At 66.6% G+C, this 18,351-nt stretch carries 19 protein-coding genes and 1 pseudogene; 9 read left to right on the plus strand and 11 right to left on the minus strand.

The genetic code is table 11. The features are described 5' to 3' along the window. Positions 1-2: 2 nt before the first annotated feature. On the plus strand, positions 3-1,358 hold the full coding sequence (locus HMPREF2914_RS24310) for an amino acid permease (protein WP_003087965.1): 1,356 nt from the start codon (positions 3-5) through the stop codon (positions 1,356-1,358). Here the strand turns inward: HMPREF2914_RS24310 and nhaB are convergent. Then, positions 1,342-2,844 (minus strand): sodium/proton antiporter NhaB, encoded by a 1,503-nt coding sequence (gene nhaB, locus HMPREF2914_RS24315; RefSeq protein WP_003087967.1) that lies wholly within the window; start codon positions 2,842-2,844, stop codon positions 1,342-1,344. The genes HMPREF2914_RS24310 and nhaB overlap by 17 nt on opposite strands. Positions 2,845-3,067: 223 nt before the next feature. Here nhaB and HMPREF2914_RS24320 point away from each other — a divergent pair, with 223 nt between their 5' ends. Genes HMPREF2914_RS24320 through nudC form a run of 3 tightly spaced genes read left to right on the plus strand, consistent with a single transcriptional unit; the run spans position 3,068 to position 6,444 of the window. Beyond that, positions 3,068-3,880: a crotonase/enoyl-CoA hydratase family protein gene (locus HMPREF2914_RS24320; RefSeq protein ID WP_003087972.1), complete on the plus strand. Its 813-nt coding sequence runs from the start codon at positions 3,068-3,070 to the stop codon at positions 3,878-3,880. Positions 3,881-3,919: 39 nt separating this feature from the next. Continuing rightward, a complete protein-coding gene (gene fimL / locus HMPREF2914_RS24325) occupies positions 3,920-5,608 on the plus strand; it encodes a type IV pilus/biofilm regulator FimL (RefSeq protein ID WP_023091943.1) in 1,689 nt (562 codons plus the stop codon). Continuing rightward, positions 5,608-6,444 (plus strand): NAD(+) diphosphatase, encoded by an 837-nt coding sequence (nudC, locus tag HMPREF2914_RS24330; RefSeq protein ID WP_003139928.1) that lies wholly within the window; start codon positions 5,608-5,610, stop codon positions 6,442-6,444. Before fimL ends, nudC begins: the two co-directional genes overlap by 1 nt. Here the strand turns inward: nudC and HMPREF2914_RS24335 are convergent. Next, a complete protein-coding gene (locus HMPREF2914_RS24335) occupies positions 6,412-7,191 on the minus strand; it encodes a TSUP family transporter (protein WP_015503102.1) in 780 nt (259 codons plus the stop codon). The two genes, nudC and HMPREF2914_RS24335, sit on opposite strands and share 33 nt — an antisense overlap. Before the next feature lie 100 nt (positions 7,192-7,291). On the opposite strand from HMPREF2914_RS24335, the gene HMPREF2914_RS24340 reads away from it, so the two are divergent. After that, positions 7,292-7,936 carry a hypothetical protein gene (locus HMPREF2914_RS24340; RefSeq protein WP_003087981.1) on the plus strand — a complete coding sequence of 215 codons (645 nt, stop codon included), beginning with the start codon at positions 7,292-7,294 and terminating at the stop codon, positions 7,934-7,936. Here the strand turns inward: HMPREF2914_RS24340 and HMPREF2914_RS24345 are convergent. After that, entirely contained in the window at positions 7,933-8,838 is a 906-nt protein-coding gene (locus tag HMPREF2914_RS24345) for a LysR family transcriptional regulator (protein ID WP_003132802.1), read from the minus strand. The genes HMPREF2914_RS24340 and HMPREF2914_RS24345 overlap by 4 nt on opposite strands. Before the next feature lie 131 nt (positions 8,839-8,969). Here HMPREF2914_RS24345 and HMPREF2914_RS24350 point away from each other — a divergent pair, with 131 nt between their 5' ends. After that, a complete protein-coding gene (locus tag HMPREF2914_RS24350; RefSeq protein ID WP_004354847.1) occupies positions 8,970-9,731 on the plus strand; it encodes an SDR family NAD(P)-dependent oxidoreductase in 762 nt (253 codons plus the stop codon). 160 nt (positions 9,732-9,891) lie between these two features. Here the strand turns inward: HMPREF2914_RS24350 and HMPREF2914_RS24355 are convergent, their stop codons facing one another. The 4 genes from HMPREF2914_RS24355 to HMPREF2914_RS24370 all read right to left on the minus strand — a co-directional run bounded on the left by HMPREF2914_RS24355 (position 9,892) and on the right by HMPREF2914_RS24370 (position 13,096). Further along, entirely contained in the window at positions 9,892-10,659 is a 768-nt protein-coding gene (locus HMPREF2914_RS24355) for an SDR family oxidoreductase (protein WP_003087987.1), read from the minus strand. A gap of 24 nt (positions 10,660-10,683) precedes the next feature. Beyond that, positions 10,684-11,754, minus strand: coding sequence for a phosphotransferase family protein (locus HMPREF2914_RS24360; protein WP_003087989.1), 1,071 nt, complete (start codon positions 11,752-11,754; stop codon positions 10,684-10,686). A 256-nt stretch (positions 11,755-12,010) separates the two neighbouring features. Continuing rightward, positions 12,011-12,325, minus strand: a complete 315-nt coding sequence (locus tag HMPREF2914_RS24365) for an SCP2 sterol-binding domain-containing protein (RefSeq protein WP_003087993.1) — start codon at positions 12,323-12,325, stop codon at positions 12,011-12,013. Positions 12,326-12,385: 60 nt separating this feature from the next. Next, positions 12,386-13,096, minus strand: coding sequence for a histidine phosphatase family protein (locus HMPREF2914_RS24370; protein ID WP_004349259.1), 711 nt, complete (start codon positions 13,094-13,096; stop codon positions 12,386-12,388). A 233-nt stretch (positions 13,097-13,329) separates the two neighbouring features. On the opposite strand from HMPREF2914_RS24370, the gene sohB reads away from it, so the two are divergent. Beyond that, entirely contained in the window at positions 13,330-14,355 is a 1,026-nt protein-coding gene (gene sohB, locus HMPREF2914_RS24375) for a protease SohB (RefSeq protein WP_003087997.1), read from the plus strand. A 58-nt stretch (positions 14,356-14,413) separates the two neighbouring features. Further along, the gene (locus tag HMPREF2914_RS24380; protein ID WP_021264650.1) at positions 14,414-15,406 is read left to right on the plus strand and encodes a YhdH/YhfP family quinone oxidoreductase; all 993 of its coding nucleotides are present in this window, start codon (positions 14,414-14,416) and stop codon (positions 15,404-15,406) included. Here the strand turns inward: HMPREF2914_RS24380 and HMPREF2914_RS24385 are convergent. Both HMPREF2914_RS24385 and HMPREF2914_RS24390 read right to left on the minus strand, forming a co-directional pair. Continuing rightward, positions 15,393-16,268 (minus strand): alpha/beta hydrolase family protein, encoded by an 876-nt coding sequence (locus tag HMPREF2914_RS24385; RefSeq protein ID WP_003087999.1) that lies wholly within the window; start codon positions 16,266-16,268, stop codon positions 15,393-15,395. The genes HMPREF2914_RS24380 and HMPREF2914_RS24385 overlap by 14 nt on opposite strands. A 94-nt stretch (positions 16,269-16,362) precedes the next feature. Continuing rightward, positions 16,363-16,800 carry a hotdog fold domain-containing protein gene (locus HMPREF2914_RS24390; RefSeq protein ID WP_003098177.1) on the minus strand — a complete coding sequence of 146 codons (438 nt, stop codon included), beginning with the start codon at positions 16,798-16,800 and terminating at the stop codon, positions 16,363-16,365. 122 nt (positions 16,801-16,922) lie between these two features. On the opposite strand from HMPREF2914_RS24390, the gene HMPREF2914_RS24395 reads away from it, so the two are divergent. Beyond that, on the plus strand, positions 16,923-17,504 hold the full coding sequence (locus HMPREF2914_RS24395; protein ID WP_003098179.1) for a TetR/AcrR family transcriptional regulator: 582 nt from the start codon (positions 16,923-16,925) through the stop codon (positions 17,502-17,504). 64 nt (positions 17,505-17,568) lie between these two features. Here the strand turns inward: HMPREF2914_RS24395 and HMPREF2914_RS24400 are convergent, their stop codons facing one another. Beyond that, the gene (locus tag HMPREF2914_RS24400) at positions 17,569-18,066 is read right to left on the minus strand and encodes a DUF934 domain-containing protein (protein WP_003088003.1); all 498 of its coding nucleotides are present in this window, start codon (positions 18,064-18,066) and stop codon (positions 17,569-17,571) included. Then, positions 18,050-18,351: pseudogene (locus HMPREF2914_RS24405) on the minus strand (nitrite/sulfite reductase); the annotation flags it as partial. The pseudogene HMPREF2914_RS24405 and the gene HMPREF2914_RS24400, both read right to left, overlap by 17 nt.

Consider the following 18,351-nt stretch of genomic DNA (forward strand, 5'->3'; position numbering starts at 1 on the left):
CGATGGCGGGGGGAGAGAAGGCCGGCAAGCGCGGCATGGGGTTCTGGACCTGCAGCGCGCTGGTGATCGGCAACATGGTCGGTTCGGGAGTCTTCCTGCTTCCCTCCAGCCTGGCGGCGTTCGGCGGGCTCAGCCTGTTCGGCTGGCTGGTGTCGAGCACCGGCGCGGTGCTGCTGGCGCTGACCTTCGCCCGCCTGGCGCGGGTCAACCCCGGCGCCGGCGGCCCCTACGCCTATACCCGCGACGGTTTCGGCAGCTTCGCCGGCTACCTGTGCGCCTGGACCTACTGGAAAGCCGCCTGGATCGGCAACGCGGCGATCGCCGTGACCCTGGTCGGCTACCTGCGGGTGTTCATCCCGGCGCTGGCGGATCCGCTGTTGATGGTCTGCGTGGCCATCGCCGCGATCTGGCTGTGCACCCTGATCAACCTGCGAGGCATCGGCACCTTCAGCGTGGTGCAGAACCTGCTGACCATCCTCAAGCTGCTGCCGTTGTTGCTGGTCGGTATCCTCGGCTGGTTCCACTTCAATCCCGAGCACCTGGCGATCCCGGCGCGCAGCGAACTGCCGAACATGGGCTATGCCCAGGCGATCGCCACCACCGCGGCGCTGACTCTTTGGTCGTTCATCGGCCTGGAGTCGGCCACCGTGCCGGCCGACGACGTCGAGGACCCGCGCCGCACCATTCCCCGCGCGACCCTGTTCGGCACGCTGGCCGCGGCGGCCCTCTACATCCTCTCTATCACTGCGGTGCAGGGCCTGATGCCGCCGGAGGTGCTGGCCCGCTCCACCTCGCCGTTCGCCGACGCGGCACGGATCCTGATGGGCGACTGGGGCTACTACCTGGTGGCTGCCGGGGCGGTGATCGCCTGCCTGGGCGCGCTCAATGGCTGGGTCCTGTTGCAGGGCCAGATCCCGGTGGCTCCGGCGCGCGACGGGCTGTTCCCGGAGTCGCTCGGCCAGCTCAACAAGAACGGCGCGCCGGCCCACGGCCTGCTGGCCTCGGGGCTGCTGGTGACGGCGCTGGTGATGGTCGACGGGCATGGCGACCTGGTCGATGTGTTCAACGTGATCATCCTGCTCGGCACCATGACCGGGGTGGTCCCCTACGCGTTCTGCACCGCCGCGCTGTTGCAACTGCTGGCGGTGCGACCGGACGAGTTCTCGCCGCGTTCACGCCGGCAATTGCTGGTGATCGGCTCGCTGGGCTTCGCCTACTCGCTATGGGCGCTGTATGGCACCGGCCAGCAGGCGATCTTCTGGGGCTTCCTGGTGCTGATGGCCGGTATCCCGATGTACACCTGGCGGCAATGGCGCAACCAGGTCAACGGAGTGCCGACGCTCAAAGCCAATGACTGACCGCCCACCAGCCCAGGCCGCCCATCACCAGGGTGTAGGGTAGCGCCATCCAGACCATGCGGCCGTACGACAGGCGCACCAGCGGGGCGATGGAGGAGGTCAGCAGGAAGAGGAACGCCGCCTGGCCGTTGGGCGTCGCTACGCTGGGCAGGTTGGTGCCGGTATTGATCGCCACCGCCAGGGTATCGAAATGCTCGCGGCTCATGTGGCCGGCATCCAGCGCCTGTTTCACCTCGGTGATGTAGATGGTGGCGACGAATACGTTGTCGCTGATCGCCGAGAGCAGGCCGTTGGCGATGAACAGCATGCCCGGCTGGCGTTCCGCCGGCAGCGCCAGCACCGCCTGGATGATCGGGGTGAACAGGTGCTGCTGGTGGATCACCGCGACCACCGCGAAGAACACCACCAGCAGCGCAGTGAACGGCAGGGCTTCCTGGAAGGCGCGGCCGATCTGGTGTTCGTCGGTGACGCCGGTGAAGGCAGTGATCAGCACGATCACCAACAGGCCGATCAGGCCGACCTCGGCGACATGCAGGGCCAGCCCGACGATCAGTACCAGCGCCGCCAGGGCCTGCACCAGCAGCGCGGCCTTCTGCTGCGCTCCGCGTTTGCGGCTTTCGCTGGCGGCGTACTCGGCGAGCACCTGGCGCACCGCCGCCGGCAACTGGGCGCCATAGCCGAAGCGGCGGCTCTTCTCCAGCAGCACGCAGGTCAGCAGGCCGGCCGCCAGTACCGGCATGGATACCGGCGCGACCTGGCGGAAGAACTCGACGAAATGCCAGCCGGCCTCGTGGCCGATCAGCAGGTTCTGCGGTTCTCCCACCAGGGTGCAGACGCCGCCCAGCGCGGTGCCGACCGCCGCGTGCATGAGCAGGCTGCGGAGGAAGGCGCGGAATTCTTCGAGATGGGCCCGGTGCAGCTCCGGGACCTGGCGGTCGGTGGCGGGATCGTAGTCCTCGCTGGCGCGCTGCCCCGAAGCGACCCGGTGGTACACGGCGAAGAATGCCACCGCCACGCTGATCACCACGGCGGTCACGGTGAGGGCGTCGAGGAAGGCCGAGAGGAGGGCGGCCAGCAGGCAGAACAGGAGCGATAGCAGGGCCTTCGAGCGCACGCCGAGCAGCAGGCGGGAAAACAGCAGGAGCAGCAGGTCCTTCATGAAGTAGATGCCGGCGACCATGAACATCAGCAGCAGGAGCACCGGGAAGTTGTGCTGCAACTCCGCATAGAGCGCCTCGGGGGTAGCCAGGCCGAGCAACAGCGCCTCCAGCACCAGCAGGCCGCCCGGCTGCAGCGGATAGCATTTCAGCGCCATGGCCAGGGTGAAGATGAACTCGCCGACCAGCACCCAGGCGCTTGTCACCGGCCCGGCCAGCCATAGCAGCAGGGGGTTGAGCAAGAGGAAGGCGAGCACCGTCAGCTTGTACCAGCGCGGCGAATGCCCGAGGAAGTTCTGTGCGAAAGCCTGGCTCAAGGGACTGCTCACGATGGACTCCACGGCAAGGAAAAGACTGAAAATGCCAGCAGGACTTTCGTTGGATCAAGCGTTTAGCGCAATCATCGAAGAGATTGCGGTATCAATGGGCGTGCCGTGCATCACATAGTGCAGCATCGACATTTGGCTCGCCCTTGTTATAGTTGCGGGATTTCCCGCACAACAAAAATCTCTGCGTTCTGACAGCGCAGTTGCTCTGCCGAGGACTATCGCCGTGACCGAGTACAACGCATTCCGTGTGGAGCTGGCAGACAAGATCGCCCACGTCCAGATCAACCGTCCGGACAAGATCAATGCCATGAACCAGGACTTCTGGCGCGAGATCATCGAGATCTTCCGCTGGGTCGACGATACCGACGAAGTGCGGGTGGTCGTGCTGTCCGGGGCGGGCAAGCATTTTTCCTCGGGGATCGACCTGATGCTGCTGGCCCAGGTCGGCAGCCAACTGGGCAAGGACGTCGGCCGCAACGCCGACGCCCTGCGTCGCAAGATCCTCGAGCTGCAGGCCTCGTTCAACGCGGTCGACAACTGCCGCAAGCCGGTGCTCGCGGCGATCCAGGGCTACTGCCTGGGCGGCGCCATCGACCTGGTCTCGGCCTGCGACATGCGCTACTCGACCGCCGACGCGCAGTTCTCGATCAAGGAGATCGACATCGGCATGGCCGCCGACGTCGGCACCCTGCAGCGCCTGCCGCGGATCATCGGCGATGGCATGATGCGTGAGCTGGCCTACACCGGGCGCATGGTCGACGGCGAAGAGGCACGGAGCATCGGCCTGGTCAATCGTACCTACGCGGACCAGGCCGCATTGATGGATGGGGTCTTCGAACTGGCGCGGCAGATCGCCGCGAAGTCGCCGATCGCCATCCGTGGTACCAAGGAAATGATCCGCTATATGCGCGACCACCGGGTCGACGACGGCCTCGAGTACGTCGCTACCTGGAACGCCGCCATGCTCCAGTCCGCCGACCTGCGGGTGGCGATGGCCGCGCATATGGCCAAGCAGAAGCCGGAATTCGCTGATTGATGCCGTTGTATATTCTTGCGCGGGAGGCGCACTAGGCCGATGGTCACAGGAGCCACGTCCCTCAGTCTGGTGCGCGACGAGTTGTTCGCCACCATGGAACAGGCCGAACAGGGTCTTGAGCAGTTCATTGCCGAGCGGCAGAACGGCAGCCTGCTGCAGCACGCCGTCGAATGCCTGCAACAGATCCGCGGCACCCTCAACCTGATCGAGCTGGCCGGCGCCGAGCTGCTGGCCCAGGAAGCCCTGCAGCTGGCGACCGACATTCCCACCGGCGTCAGCGAGGAGCGCGACGGCCAGTTGGCAGCCCTGGGTAACGCCCTGTACGTGCTGCGCCGCTACCTGGAGAACGTCGAGGCCAATCGCCAGGAGATCCCCGAGCTGCTCTTGCCGGCGATCAACGAAGTGCGCTGTGCCGCAGGGCAGCCGGCGCTGCCGGAAAGCTTCTTCTTCAGCGCCCGCCTGGATATCCCGCGGCCGCCGAGCACCGCCATCGACCACCTGCCTTCCGAAACCGAACTGGGCGAGGAAAGCCGGCGGATGCGCCACATGTACCAGATCGGCCTGCTCGGCCTGATCCGCGAACAGAACCTCTATCCCAGCCTCAAGCTGATGGGCCGCGCGCTGGCGCGCCTCGACAGCCTGCACGGCGGGGTGGCCCGTTCGCGGCTGTGCTGGATCGGCGCCGCGGCGATCGAGTCGATCGTCGATGGCCAACTGTTGCCGCGCAAGTCGCGCAAGCAACTGTTCTCGCGCATCGACCGCGAGCTCAAGCAATTGCTGATCGGCCCGGCCTACGAGGCGCCGCGCCATCTGCTCAAGGAACTGCTTTACCTGGTGGCGCTGTCCGACGGCCAGGGCCCGCGTTCGCGCGAGGTCCGCGAACTGCATGGGCTGGCACCGCTGCCGTTCACCGACCACCTGCTGGAAGAGGAATCGCAGCGCCTGTCCGGCCCCGGCCAGTCGGTGATGCGTTCGCTGTCCACGGCGATCCGCGAGGAACTCGCCGGGGTCAAGGACATGCTCGACCTGATCGAGCGCGGCGTGGCCCAGCCGGATAGCCTGACCAACCTGCATGCGCAACTGGGCAAGCTGAGCAAGACCCTCGGCATGGTCGGCCTGAACTCGGCCGGCACCGCCCTGCAGACCCAGCTGCCCACCGTGGCCGCCTGGGCTGCCAGCGGCGTCGCCGATTCGCCGCCGGCGTTGCTGCGCCTGGCCGATGCGGTGCTCTACGTGGAAAGCATGGTCGGCAACCTCGAGCGCGGCGAGCGCCGCATCATCCGGCCGACTCCGGCGGAGCCCGGGCAGGAAGCCGATGCGTTCGCCGTGCACCAGTTGGCCGAGGCGCGCATCGTGGTGATCGAGGAGGCCAAGGCCGGCCTGGCCCTGGCCAAGCGTGCGATCACCGCGTACCTGGAATCCAATGGCGACAAGCTCAACCTGGCCAACGTCCCGGCCAGCCTGCAGGCGGTCCGGGGCGGTCTCTGGTTCCTCGGTCAGGAGCGCGCCGCGCTGCTGGTCGGCGGCTGCGCCGACTACATCCAGCAGCGCATGATCGAGACCGCGCAGATGCCTTCGGAACAGATGCTGGAAACCCTCGCCGACGCCCTGACCAGTCTCGAATACTATCTCGAGGGCGGTGCCGTGCTGCGTCCGCAGGGCCAGCCGGATGTCCTCGACCTGGCCAGCGCCAGCGTCAAGGCGCTCGGGCTGCCGGTGGCCGCCTGATGGCCGGCGAGTCCCGCTGGCAGGCAGGTCGGCCGACTACCGCCCAGGTCGGCGGCTGGGTGCTCGCGCACTGTCAGCAGCGCTTCCTCCAAGACGACAACGGCCTGCTGTTCCCCCGCGAATGGCTGAAGCGCCAGGAACTCCCGCTGCTCGCCGAACATGGGGTCGGCCATTGGCAGGGCGAGCCGGTCTACGTGCTGGAACTGGACGAGCCGATCGAGCTGCCGGGCATGGCCTGGGCGCCGTTGCGGCAGTTCATGCTGCACGGCGATTTCGATCAGTTCTGCATGCTCGGCTATGCCAGCCAGATCGGCATCTGGGCACGTCACAACCGGTTCTGCGGCAACTGCGGCACACGCATGCAGGCGCAGGACCACGAGCGGGTGATGCAGTGTCCGCAGTGCGGGCTGCACCAGTACCCGCGCCTGTCGCCGAGCATGATCGTCCTGGTGACCCGGGGCGACGAGGTGTTGCTGGCGCGTTCGCCGCGCTTCGTGCCGGGGGTCTACAGTACCCTGGCCGGCTTCGTCGAGGCCGGCGAGTCGGTGGAGCAGTGCGTGGTCCGCGAGGTGCGCGAAGAGGTCGGGGTGGAGGTCGCCAATCTCGAATACATCGGCAGCCAGAACTGGCCGTTCCCGCATTCGCTGATGCTCGGTTTCCACGCCGAGTACGTGTCCGGCGAGATCGTCCCGCAGGAGGACGAGATCGAGGACGCCCAGTGGTTCTCCCTCGATGCCTTGCCGCCGCTACCGGCGCAGCGCTCGATCGCCCGGCACTTGATCGACCTGTACCTGGCGCGCCGCTCAGGCGCCGCTGAACCAGTGCTGCCAGGCTAGCCGCGCGGTCAGCGCCAGGACCACCAGGATGAACACCGGGCGAATGAACTTCGCCCCGCCGCCGATGGCGGTGCGCGCGCCGAAATAGGCGCCGACCATCAGCGACGCACCCATGCACAGGCCGAGCAGCCAGATCACCTGGCCGGAGGCGACGAACACCGCCAGCGCCACTATGTTGCTGACGAAGTTCATGCTCCGCGCCACACCGCTGGCGCGGACCAGGTCCAGCGGGTACATGAGCAGCGAGCTGACGGTCCAGAACGCTCCGGTGCCCGGTCCCGCCACGCCGTCGTAGAAGCCCAGGGCGAGGCCCTGCGGCCACTGGCGCTTGCGTCCGACCGGCGCATCGGCGTCCAGTGGCGCCTTCGGCGTGCCGCCGAAGAGCATGTAGAGGCCGCAGGTGAATACCACCACCGGGAGCATCCGGTTCAGCCACTCGGCGGGCAGCAGGTGAGCCGCCCAGGCGCCTATGGCGGCGCCGATCGCGGTGGCGAGCAGGCCGTTGCGCCACTTCCCGGGATGGAACAGCTTGCGCCGGTAGAAGGTGTAGCTGGCGGTCGCCGCACCGAAGGTCGAGCTCAGCTTGTTGGTACCCAGCGCCAGGTGCGGCGGGACCCCGGCGGTGAGCAGCGCAGGGATGGTTAACAGGCCGCCGCCGCCGGCGATGGCGTCGATGAAGCCGGCGAGAAAGGCCACCACGGCCAGGATGATCAGGGTGCTGGGGTCTATCGCGAGTTCGAAGGGCATGAAAAACCGGACCTGCTTCCAATCGGGAAACGGCCTCGCTGGCCGTCGGGAGGAGGGGTGCGCATAATGCCCGCAATTTCACGCAGAAGGAATCGCTTGCATGCAGTACGACGGTCTGGCCTGGGCATTCGCGTTACTGGCCTTGCTGGCCGCCCTGGTCGCGGTGCGCATCCTCTTCGAACGCACCTGGTTCCTCGGCTGGCTGCGCGGCACCTGCGGCTTGGCCTTCGTCGCCGTGGCGGCGCTGTTGCTGGTGCTCGCCTGGGACCTGCGCAGCTATTCGCTGCTCAAGCCCGAGCAGCCGATGGCCACCCTGAGCTTCCAGGCCGAAGGGCCGCAGCGCTACCGGGTGCTGATCCAGGAGGGCGCCAACGAGCGCAGCGTGGTGCTGGACGGCGAACTCTGGCAACTGGACGCGCGGATTTTCCGCTGGAAGGGACTGGCCGCGTTGATCGGTCTGGCGCCGGGCTATCGCCTCGACGCGCTCAGCGGCCGCTTCCTGGCCCTCGAGCAGCAGTCCCGGGGCCGCCGCCTGGGCTTGTCGCAGAGTCCGCTGGGGGTCGATCTCTGGCGCTGGCTGCGGGCCGGCGAGCACGACCTGTTCCTGTTCGAGCCGCTGGCGGGGCGGGTGACTTTCCTGCCGATGGCGGACAAGGCGGTGTTCGCGGTGAACTACGGCGTCGCCGGGCTGCTTGCCGAGCCGATGAACCTGGCGGCCGAGGAGGCGCTCAGGGACTGGCGCTAGGCCATGCGAAAAGCCGGGGCGGCGGCGATCGTCTGGGCGGTTTCGCGAAAGCGTTCGATGAGGTCCGACGGCGTGCGGTAGGCCAACGCCAGCCGGTAGGGAATTCGCGCCCGCCGCCCTTGCAGGGGACGAAAGGTGACTCCCGGCGGGCGCAACGGTTGTAGCAGCGAAGGCACTAGCGCGACGCCGATGCCGCCGGCCACCAGCCCGGCGATGGTCTGCATCTGCCGCGCCTCCTGCACCACCTCCGGGACGAAGCCGGCTGCCGCGCAGGCGGCGACGATCAGGTCGTGCATGCCCGGCCCATAGTGCCGTGGGAACAGCAGCCAGGGTTCCCCGGCCAGTTGTTCCAGGCGCAGGCGCGCATGGCGTGCCAGCCGATGCCCTTCGGGCAATGCCACGCGCATGTCTCCGTCCACCAGTAGATGCGTGTACAGGCCGGGCTGGCGGTCGACCGGCAGGACGATCAGGCCGGCATCGATGCGGTCTTCGCGCAGCGCCTCCAGTTGCCCCGCGGTGGTGTCTTCCTGGAGCTGGAAGTCCAGCGCGCCATGCTGTTGGCGGAATGCCTGGAGTATGCGCGGTAGCAGAATATTGATGGTGCTGTCGACGAACGCCAGGCGCAACGTTCTGCGTCCGCTGGCGGCGCTGCGCGCGGCCGCCAGGGTGCGTTCGGCCTGGGCCAGGGTGCGCCGGGCTTCGTCGAGGAACGCGCGGCCCGCCGGCGTCAGGCGGTGGATACGGTTGTCACGCTCCAGCAGGCTGGCGCCGACTTCTTCTTCCAGCCGCCGGATCGCGGTGGTCAGCGGTGGCTGGGCCATGTGCAGGCGCTCAGCGGCGCGGCGGAAGCTCAGCTCCTCGGCAACCGCGACGAACTGGCGGAACTGGCGCAAGTCGGCCATTGCGATATCTCCCGGATATGGTGAGTTAAGAAAGACAGTATTGGATATATCGCGGCGAATCCGTCGAGAATCCATCCGTACGTTCGCTCTGGCCAGACGAGGCGTTCCATCCATCACAGAGGAAGCCCGTCATGCACACTCATTCTCCAACCCCCCGTACCGCCCTGGTCACCGGCGGCTCGTCGGGCATCGGCCTGGCCATCGCCCGGCGCCTTCGGCAACAGGGTTATCGGATCGCCCTGGTGGCCCGTGATTCCCAGCGCCTGCAACGCGCCGCCGCCGAGTTGGGCGGCGTGCCCTGGATGGCCGCCGATCTTTCCCGCCGCGAAGCTGTCGAGGCGGTGGCCGCCTGGGTCGGCGACACCTTCCAAGGGCTCGACGTGCTGGTGAACAATGCCGGGTTCACCCGAAAGATCGCCGCCACCACTCCGCTGGCAGAGGCCGAGCGGGAATGGGATGCGCTGCTGGACGGCAACCTGAAAAGCGCGTTCCTCATGTCGCTGGCGGTGCTGCCGCATTTCGCGGAAGAGGGCGGGCGGATCATCCATATCGGATCGATCGCTGCGCAGACCGGTAGCGGCAGTCCCGGTGCGCTGGGCTATGCGGCAGCCAAGGCCGGCCTGCATGGCTTCGGCGTGGCCCTGGCGCGGGAACTCGGTTCGCGCGGGATCACGGTGAACAGCGTGGCGCCGGGTTACATCGCCGACACCCGGTTCTTTCCCGGCGGCCTCGATCCGCAACGGGTCGCCGCCATCGTCGGCGAGACCCCGCTGGGCAGGACCGGCCGGGTCGAGGACATCGCCGCGGCGGTGGCCTGGCTGGCCTCGCCCGAGGCGGGGTTCGTCACCGGAACGGTGGTGTCGGTGAACGGTGGCTGGCGGGTCGGCAACTGAAGTGGAGGCGGCGGGTAACACCTATGGGGGGACTCGTCCGGCTACCCGAGAACGCAGGTGAATAGCCGTGGGGCGCCTGTCCCGCGCTGGTGCGAGGCATTGGCAATCCTGAAATGAAAAGAGGGAGCCCTGGCTCCCTCTTCGCGCGTTCGCCGTTCCGTCAGGAAAGGAAGCCGCCGTCGACGTTCAGCGCCACGCCGGTGGTGTAGCTGGACGCTTCGCTAGCCAGGTAGAGCACGGCGCCTGCCATTTCGCTCGGCTCGGCCACGCGCTTGAGCGGGATGCGCTGCAGGGCGAGGTTGCGGATCGCGTCGTTCTTCACCAGCGCCGAAGCGAACTTGGTGTCGGTCAACCCTGGCAGGAGGGCGTTGCAGCGGATGCCGAACTGCGCGCATTCCTTGGCGAAGACCTTGGTCATGCTGATCACGGCGGCCTTGGTCACCGAGTAGATGCCCTGGAACTCGCCGGGCGATACGCCGTTGATCGAGGCCACGTTGATGATGCTGCCGCCGCCGTGTTCCTTCATCAGCTTGCCGCCCTCGATGGACATGAAGTAGTAGCCGCGGATGTTGACGTCGACGGTCTTCTGGAAGGCGCCGAGGTCGGTTTCCAGTACGTTGCAGAACTGCGGGTTCGTGGCGGCGTTGTTGACCAGGATGTCGAGGCGGCCGAACTGCTCGCGGATCTGTGCGAAGACGTTCTGGATCTGCTCCATCTCGCCGATGTGGCAGGCGATCGCGGTGGCCTTGCCGCCCTCCGCGGTGATCGCGTCGGCGACCGCCTGGCAGCCATCGATCTTGCGGCTCGAGACGATCACGTGGGCGCCTTGCTGGGCCAGCAGCTTGGCTATCGCCTCGCCGATGCCGCGGCTGGCGCCGGAAACGAAGGCGATCTTGCCGTCGAGGTCGAACAGGTGGGTCTTGGACATGGGCTATCCCCTTGTAGTGGTCGGTTACAGGCGGGAGCGCTCGATGGCCTGCAGGCTCATCTGCTCCAGCAGCTTGTTCATCTGCACGAACTGGGCGAAACGCTTGTCCTGGGTCTGCCCGTGGTAGTAGCGGTAGTAGATCTGCTGGACGATGCCGGCAAGACGGAACAGGCCATAGGTGTAGTAGAAGTCCAGGTTGTCGATCGGCGGGATCCCGGCCCGCTCGGCGTAGTAGTCGGCGAACTCCCGGCGGGTCAGCATGCCCGGCAGGTGGCTGGGCTGGCGGCGGGTCAGTTGCACCGGAGCCGGGTCGCCGGCTTCCACCCAGTAGGCGAGGGTGTTGCCGAGGTCCATCAGCGGATCGCCGAGGGTGGCCAGTTCCCAGTCCAGCACGCCGATGATCTGCATCGGGTTGTCCGGGTCGAGGATCACGTTGTCGAAGCGGTAGTCGTTGTGCACGATGCCCGGCTTGTGGTGATCGGCCGGCTGCTTGTCCTTGAGCCAGGCCTTGACCGGTTCCCAGAGCGGCGCGTCGGGGGTCAGGGCCTTCTCGTAGCGGTCGGTCCAGCCGGCGATCTGGCGCTGCACGTAGCCGTCCGGGCGGCCCAGGTCGGCCAGTCCGCAGGCGGCGTAGTCGACGTTGTGCAGCTCGACGAACTTGTCGATGAAGCTCTTGCACAGGCTGCGGGTCTGTTGTTCGTCGAGATTCAGCTCAGGCGGCAGTTCGGCGCGCAGGATGATGCCCTTGACCCGTTCCATGACGTAGAACTCGGCGCCGATCACCGACTCGTCGGTGCAGTAGAGGTAGGCTTTCGGGCAGTAGGGGAAGCCTGCGTTCAACTGGTTCAGGATGCGGTATTCGCGGCCCATGTCGTGGGCCGACTTGGCCTTGTGGCCGAATGGCGGGCGACGCAGGACGAACTCCTGGCGCGGATACTCGATCAGGTAGGTCAGGTTGGACGCGCCACCGGGGAACTGGCTGATCTTCGGGGTGCCTTCGAGGCCGGGAATATGGGCTTTCAGGTACGGGTCGATGACGGCGGCGTCGAGTTCTTCGCCGGCGCGGATGCGAGTGGATTGGTCGGTCAGCGACATGGGGTTCCCTTCTCGTGGTGCCACGGCGGAGCCGCGGGAGCCGGTGCGCGCATCAGGCTGCGCAATGATGGTGGCCGGCGATAATTGGCTAATCTAATGCCCTGTCCCGGCCCTCACAAGCCGCCGCCGGGCGTTATGGGCAAGCGTGTTGCCGCTCCATCACGGTCCCTGATCGTCGGCCTGGAGGAATGCCGGACAAAAAAAACCGGAGCCGCGAGGGACTCCGGTTTTCCTTCTGGCATGGCGCCGGAAACGGTCAGACCGGGAACAGTTCGCCCAGCTTCATCGCCAGCATCATGTCGCCTTCGGCGCGCAGCTTGCCGGCCATGAAGGCCTGCATGCCGTCGGTCTCGCCGCTGGTGATGCCCTTCAGGGTTTCGCTGTCCATGATCAGGGTGACGTTGGGGTTCTCGGCGTCGCCCTGTACCACTTCGCAGGTACCGTCCTTGACGACCAGGTAGTGGTTGTCGCCGTCTTCGATGTTGAACTGGAACACCAGATCCAGGCCGGCGGCCGCGCTGGCGTTGAACTTGCTTTTCATGGTGGAGACGATGTCAGCAACGGTGGTCATGGGTTCTATTCCTTTCTTCTAGGGTTTTTTCGGCGACCGGAACGGTCGCGGTAGGCCGGCTCATCGATAGGTGATGAGTTCCGGCGCCTTCAACAGTTCCAGGTGCACGTGACTGTTGAAGGAAGCCAGGGACACTTCCTCGCCGCGGAATCTCAGGCGAGTCAGCGAGGTATTGACGATCTGCCAGTTCAGCTCGAAGGCCTTGAGCGGCGGAACGCCGACGATCAGCTGGAGCAGGGCGGTGATGGTACCGCCGGAGGTGAACACGGCGACCCTGTCCTTGCCGCTGGCCTGCGCCAGCAGACGACGAAGACCGTCATGGACCTTATCGAGGAATTCCTGCCAGCTTTCCAGCCCATCTTTCTCATGGTTGCCGGAAACCCAGCGCGCGATGATGGTGGAGAACAGGCGCTGGAACTCGGCCCGATGCTCGGCCGCATGGCGAAGGATGTGCAGGGCTTCCGGCTGCTCCTCGAGCAGGTCCGGCAGGTGCGCGCGGATCACCGCGTCGGCTTCGAATTCGTTGAACGCCGGATCGACTTCCAGCTCCGGCGTGGCCAGCCCGGAGGACTCCAGGCGTTCGAGGGCGGCGCGGGCGGTGTGCTGCTGGCGGCGCAAGCCGCCGCTGAGGACGCGGTCGAAACGGACGCCGAGGTTCAGCAGGTGGTCGCCGAGGATTTCCGCCTGGCGGATGCCGGTCGGCGACAGCACGTCGTAGTCGTCGGCACCGAACGACGCCTGGCCATGTCGAATCAGGTAGATGCTGCCCACGGGCGGACCTCGGCGGGTGAAAGTTCCGCGAGGGTATGAGGATCACCCAGGGCTGTCAACGAAAAAACATACGCTTGTTTGAATGTCATTCGCTGCCTTTATCGGCTGCTCCGGGCGTGCCCTGCAAAGGCTCTTCAGGCAGTGGCATCGCTGGCCGCCCGTCGGTGGCCTGGGTATGCTTGCGCAATCGTGTCGCCCGTAGACGGGTGCGTCAACAGTAGAGAGGGGGTTGTGTGGAGTTCATTGCCGAATATGCGGGCTTTCTGGCCAGGACCGTGACCGTGCTGGCGGCGATCATCGTGGTGCTGGTGGTGATCGTCGCCCTGCGCGGCCGCGGCCGGCGCGGCGCAGGCGGGCACCTCGACGTGCAGAAACTCAACGATTTCTACAAGGACCTGCGCGAGCGGGTCCGTCACAGCGTCCTCGACAAGGCCAGCCTCAAGGCCTTGCGCAAGGAGGAGAGCAAGGCGGCGAAGCAGGCGAAGAAACATCCTGAACAGAAGTCGCGGGTCTACGTGCTCGATTTCGACGGCGACATCAAGGCCTCGGCTACCGAGCAACTGCGCCACGAAGTGACTGCGGTGCTGAGCATGGCGGGCAAGGACGACGAGGTGGTGCTGCGCCTGGAAAGCGGCGGTGGCATGGTCCATGGCTACGGCCTGGCGGCCTCGCAACTGGCGCGCATCCGCCAGGCCGGCGTGCCGCTGACCGTGTGCGTCGACAAGGTGGCGGCCAGCGGCGGCTACATGATGGCCTGCATCGGCGATCGGATCCTTTCCGCGCCCTTCGCCATCCTCGGCTCGATCGGCGTGGTGGCGCAGTTGCCCAACGTCCACCGGCTGTTGAAGAAGCACGATATTGACTTCGAGGTGCTTACCGCTGGCGAATACAAGCGTACGCTGACGGTATTCGGCGAGAACACCGAGAAGGGCCGGGAAAAGTTCCAGGAGGACCTGGAGGTGACCCACGAACTGTTCAAGAACTTCGTGGCCCACTACCGGCCGCAACTGAACATGGACGAGATCGCCACCGGCGAGGTCTGGCTGGGCCAGGCCGCACTGGGCAAGCTGCTGGTGGACGAACTCAAGACCAGCGACGAGTACCTGGCCGAGCAGGCCAGGGAGCGCGATGTCTACCAGGTGCAATTCGTCGAGCGCAAGAGCCTGCAGGAACGCGTCGGCCTGGCCGCCAGCGTGGTTATCGACCGCGTGCTGGTGACCTGGTGGGGGCGGCTCAACCAGCAGAAGTTCTGGCAATAGGCCGGCGCCGACAGGGACGAACACGCTGTCTTCAGGGTTTTCACGAGAGGAGGTCGAAATGGCTGTATTCAAGGCGTTGTGGGTGACGGAAGCGCCCCACGGCGTTTACGAAACGCAGGTGGTCGAGCGCAATACCGGCGACCTGCCGGCGGGCGACGTACTGATCCGCGTGCAGTATTCCTCGCTGAACTACAAGGATGCGCTGTCCGCCAGCGGCAACCGCGGGGTGACCCGCAAGTACCCGCATACCCCCGGCATCGATGCCGCCGGTGTGGTCGCCGAGTCCTCGGTGGCCGAGTTCGCGGCCGGCGACGAGGTGATCGTCACCGGCTACGACCTGGGCATGAACACCGCCGGCGGTTTCGGCCAGTACATCCGCGTGCCCGCGGCCTGGGTGATCAAGCGCCCGCAAGGCCTGAGCCTGCGCGAGGCGATGATCCTCGGCACCGCCGGCCTGACCGCGGCGCTCTGCGTCGAAAAGCTGGAGCGCAGCGGCCTGCGCCCCGACCATGGCTCGGTGCTGGTCACCGGCGCCAGCGGCGGGGTCGGCAGTATCGCCGTGGAACTGCTGGCCAAGCTCGGCTACACCGTGGCGGCCGCCACCGGCAAGCTGGAGCAGGCCGAGTTCCTCAACCGCCTGGGGGCCAAGCAGATCCTCGATCGCGCCACCGTGGCCGATGGCGTCGACAAGCCGTTGCTCAAGGAACAGTGGGCCGGCGCGGTGGACACCGTCGGCGGCGACATCCTCTTCAACGTGGTCAAGTCGTTGCAGTACGGCGGCAGCGTCGCCTGCTGCGGCCTGACCGCCGGCGCCGGCTTCAAGGCCTCGGTGCTGCCGTTCATCCTGCGCGGGGTCAACCTGCTCGGGGTGGACTCGGTGGAGCTGCCGCTGGTGGTCAAGGCGTCCATGTGGGACAAGCTGTCGCTGCAATGGAAGCTCGACAACCTCGAAGAGGTGGCGCGCGAGATCGCCCTCGAAGAGCTGCCGGGGGCGATCAACCAGATCCTCGCCGGCAAACTGGTCGGCCGGGTGCTGGTCAACCTCGGCTGAGGGCGTTGCCGGAGCCCAGCTCCGGCAACAGGTAGCCCGCCCAGAGCGATTCGGCGAACTGCGGCCGGAAGAAGCCGAAATGGCCGATGTGGCGGGCGCCGATTTCCTCGGGAGCGATGCGCCAGGCGGTTTTCGGCGCTTCGCGGTAGAAGCCCAGCAGCGACTCGATGCTGCGTCGGGACATCATTTCATCGTCGGTGAACGACAGCGACACGATGGGCGTGCGTACGGCGGAGAAGGCGCGGCGGATAGCCTCGCCATCCGCGAGGGCGTACTGCGGATGCAGGCACCAGCGTCGCCATTGTTCGATCACCCCGCGCGGCAGGTCGCCGACCATGCCCAGGCGGCGCCCGGGAAAATAGCCGAGCAGCGGCGTCAGCAGGGGCGCGACGAGGTACCAGAACAACCAGACCTTGTTGCGCAACCGCGGGCTGTTTTCCTTCCAGTAGCCACTGCCGCTGGCGATGCTGAAGACCCTCTCGATACGCTCGCGCCCTTCGACGAAGGGCAGGATCTGGCCGCCCAGGCTATGGCCGATCCAGTACAGGGGCTTGCTCCCGCTCTCGGCGAGCGCGGCGGCGAGCATGGCGCTGCAGTCATGACGGGCCCAACCCAGCACATCGACCTCGAGACCGCGCAGCGAGCCGTTGCGCGATTGCCCCATGCCCAGGTAGTCGAAGGTGATGGCCAGGTAGCCGCGCTCTGCCAGCCAGGCGGCGAAGGGCGCGTAGAACCGCTGTTCCACGCCCATCGCCGGGACGATCAGGAGATAGCCGCGCGGCTCCCCGGCAGGCCGGTACCAATGGCTGGCCAGCGGATGGCCGTTGCCGTTATCGATGAGGCGTGGTTGCGGAGGGTTCATGCCGGTCTCCGTGGTCTGCTCATGGCTTCGAGAATAGAGCTGGCCGCCAGGGCGCCTCCAGCCGGCCGAAAGCACGGCCGGGGCGCCTTGGCGGTCAGGCCTGGCTGACGTACATGGTGATCTCGGCGCGGAATACCGGCTTGTCGTCGACATAGGCGACCACCGGCACCACCAGGTTGCCGGTGGCTTGCCAGTCGATCTGGCTGCCGTCGGCCACCGCGCGCACGTCGCCAGTGGCCTTGGCCAGGTACTCGACGGTCATGCCGCGCGGAATCCAGCGATGGCCGGCGGGAATCGAGGCGTCGGTCATGGTCCCGGCGGCCAGTTCGGCGGCATTGCACAGGGCGATGGCATGCACCGTGCCGATATGGTTCAGCACCTCGCGGCGCTTGGGGAAGGTGACTTCGGCATAGCCGGGACGCAGTTCGACGAACTGCGGGGCGATGCTGGCGAAATAGGGTGCGAACTGGCCGATCATGGCGCTGAACTGAGCCGGGCCGACCTGCTGGTACATCTGCATCATCTGACTCATGGAAAACTCCGGGCGTTTCAGGATTGAAGATGTGTGCGCACCGGGGCAGTATACGAAGGTTAGAAATTTATTCTAGAAAAATATTCTAGTCAGCGTTTCGACGATTATCGACAAGGACCGACATGGGCCGTTCTTCCCGCAAAGACGAGATTCTCCAGGCCGCCCTGGCCTGCTTCAGCGAGCATGGCGTAGACGCCACCACCATCGAGATGATCCGCGACCGTTCCGGAGCGAGCATCGGTAGCCTCTACCACCATTTCGGCAACAAGGAACGCATCCATGGCGAACTGTACCTGGCCGGGATCGGCCAGTACGCGGCGTTGCTCGAAGCCGGCTTCGCCAGGGCGCGCAGCGCCGAGGAAACGGTCAGGTTGCTGGTCACCAGCTATATCGACTGGGTCGTGGCGAATCCTGACTGGGCACGCTTCATCCTGCACAGCCGCGGGCGGGTAGAGGCGGGGGAGTTGGGCGAGCGCCTGCGGGCCGACAACCAGGCCCACTTCGCGCGGATCCATGCGGCGCTGGCGGGATATCGGGCCGAGGGCCTGTTCCGCGAGATGCCGGACGACTGCTTTGCTTCGGTGGTGATCGGCCCGGCCCACGACCTTGCCCGCCAGTGGCTGGCCGGGCGAACCCGGGTGGCGTTGGCCGACTGTCGCGAACTGCTGGCGCAGGTGGCCTGGGACAGCGTGCGCGCGGCCTGAGGCGTCCGTGGCCTCGGGAACGAAAAAGCCCCGCGGCTGCGGGGCTTTTTCGTCAGGGCCGGGTTCAGCCGCGGCGGCGGAACAGCGGCAGCGGCTGCTCCACCGAGGTCTGGTAGACCTCGCTGAAGTCGTCCAGGCTGGCCAGGGCGTCTTCCGGGCTGCGGTCGGCACGGATGGCGTAGGCGTCGAAGCCGCAGCGGCGCATGAAGAACAGCTGGTCGCGCAGCACGTCGCCGATCGCGCGGATCTCGCCCTTGTAGCCGTAGCGCTCGCGCAGCAGGCGCGCGCTGCTGAAGCCGCGGCCATCGGTAAAGGCGGGGAAGTTCACCGCGATCACCTGGAACCTGTCGAGGTCACCGGCGATGCTTTCCGGCTCCTCGTCCGCGTCCAGCCAGACCCCCAGGCCACCGTCGCGGCCGCGCAGGGCCGGGCCGTGCTCGAGCCACAGGGCCAGCGGGATGATCACGTCGTCGCTGTTGGGCACGCTTTCCAGGGTCGCGTCCTTGGGCAGCAAGTGCCAGCGGTCGTCGACCACCTGGCGGTCCTTAATGATTCGCTGCATATACGCGCTCCTTGAACGGGTCGATACCGATACGGCGGAAGGTGTCGATGAAGGGTTCTTCCTCGGTCCGGCGTTCCACGTAGACCTGGATGATCTTGTCGATCACGTCGGCCATCTGCTCCTGGGCGAAGGACGGGCCGAGGATCTGCCCGAGGCTGGCGTCGCGCGCCGAGCTGCCGCCGAGGGAGACCTGGTAGAACTCCGCGCCTTTCTTGTCGACCCCGAGGATGCCGATGTGGCCGACATGATGATGGCCGCAGGCGTTCATGCAGCCGGAGATGTTCA

Source organism: Pseudomonas sp. HMSC067G02 (genome assembly GCF_001813485.1).
GTDB lineage: Bacteria > Pseudomonadota > Gammaproteobacteria > Pseudomonadales > Pseudomonadaceae > Pseudomonas > Pseudomonas aeruginosa.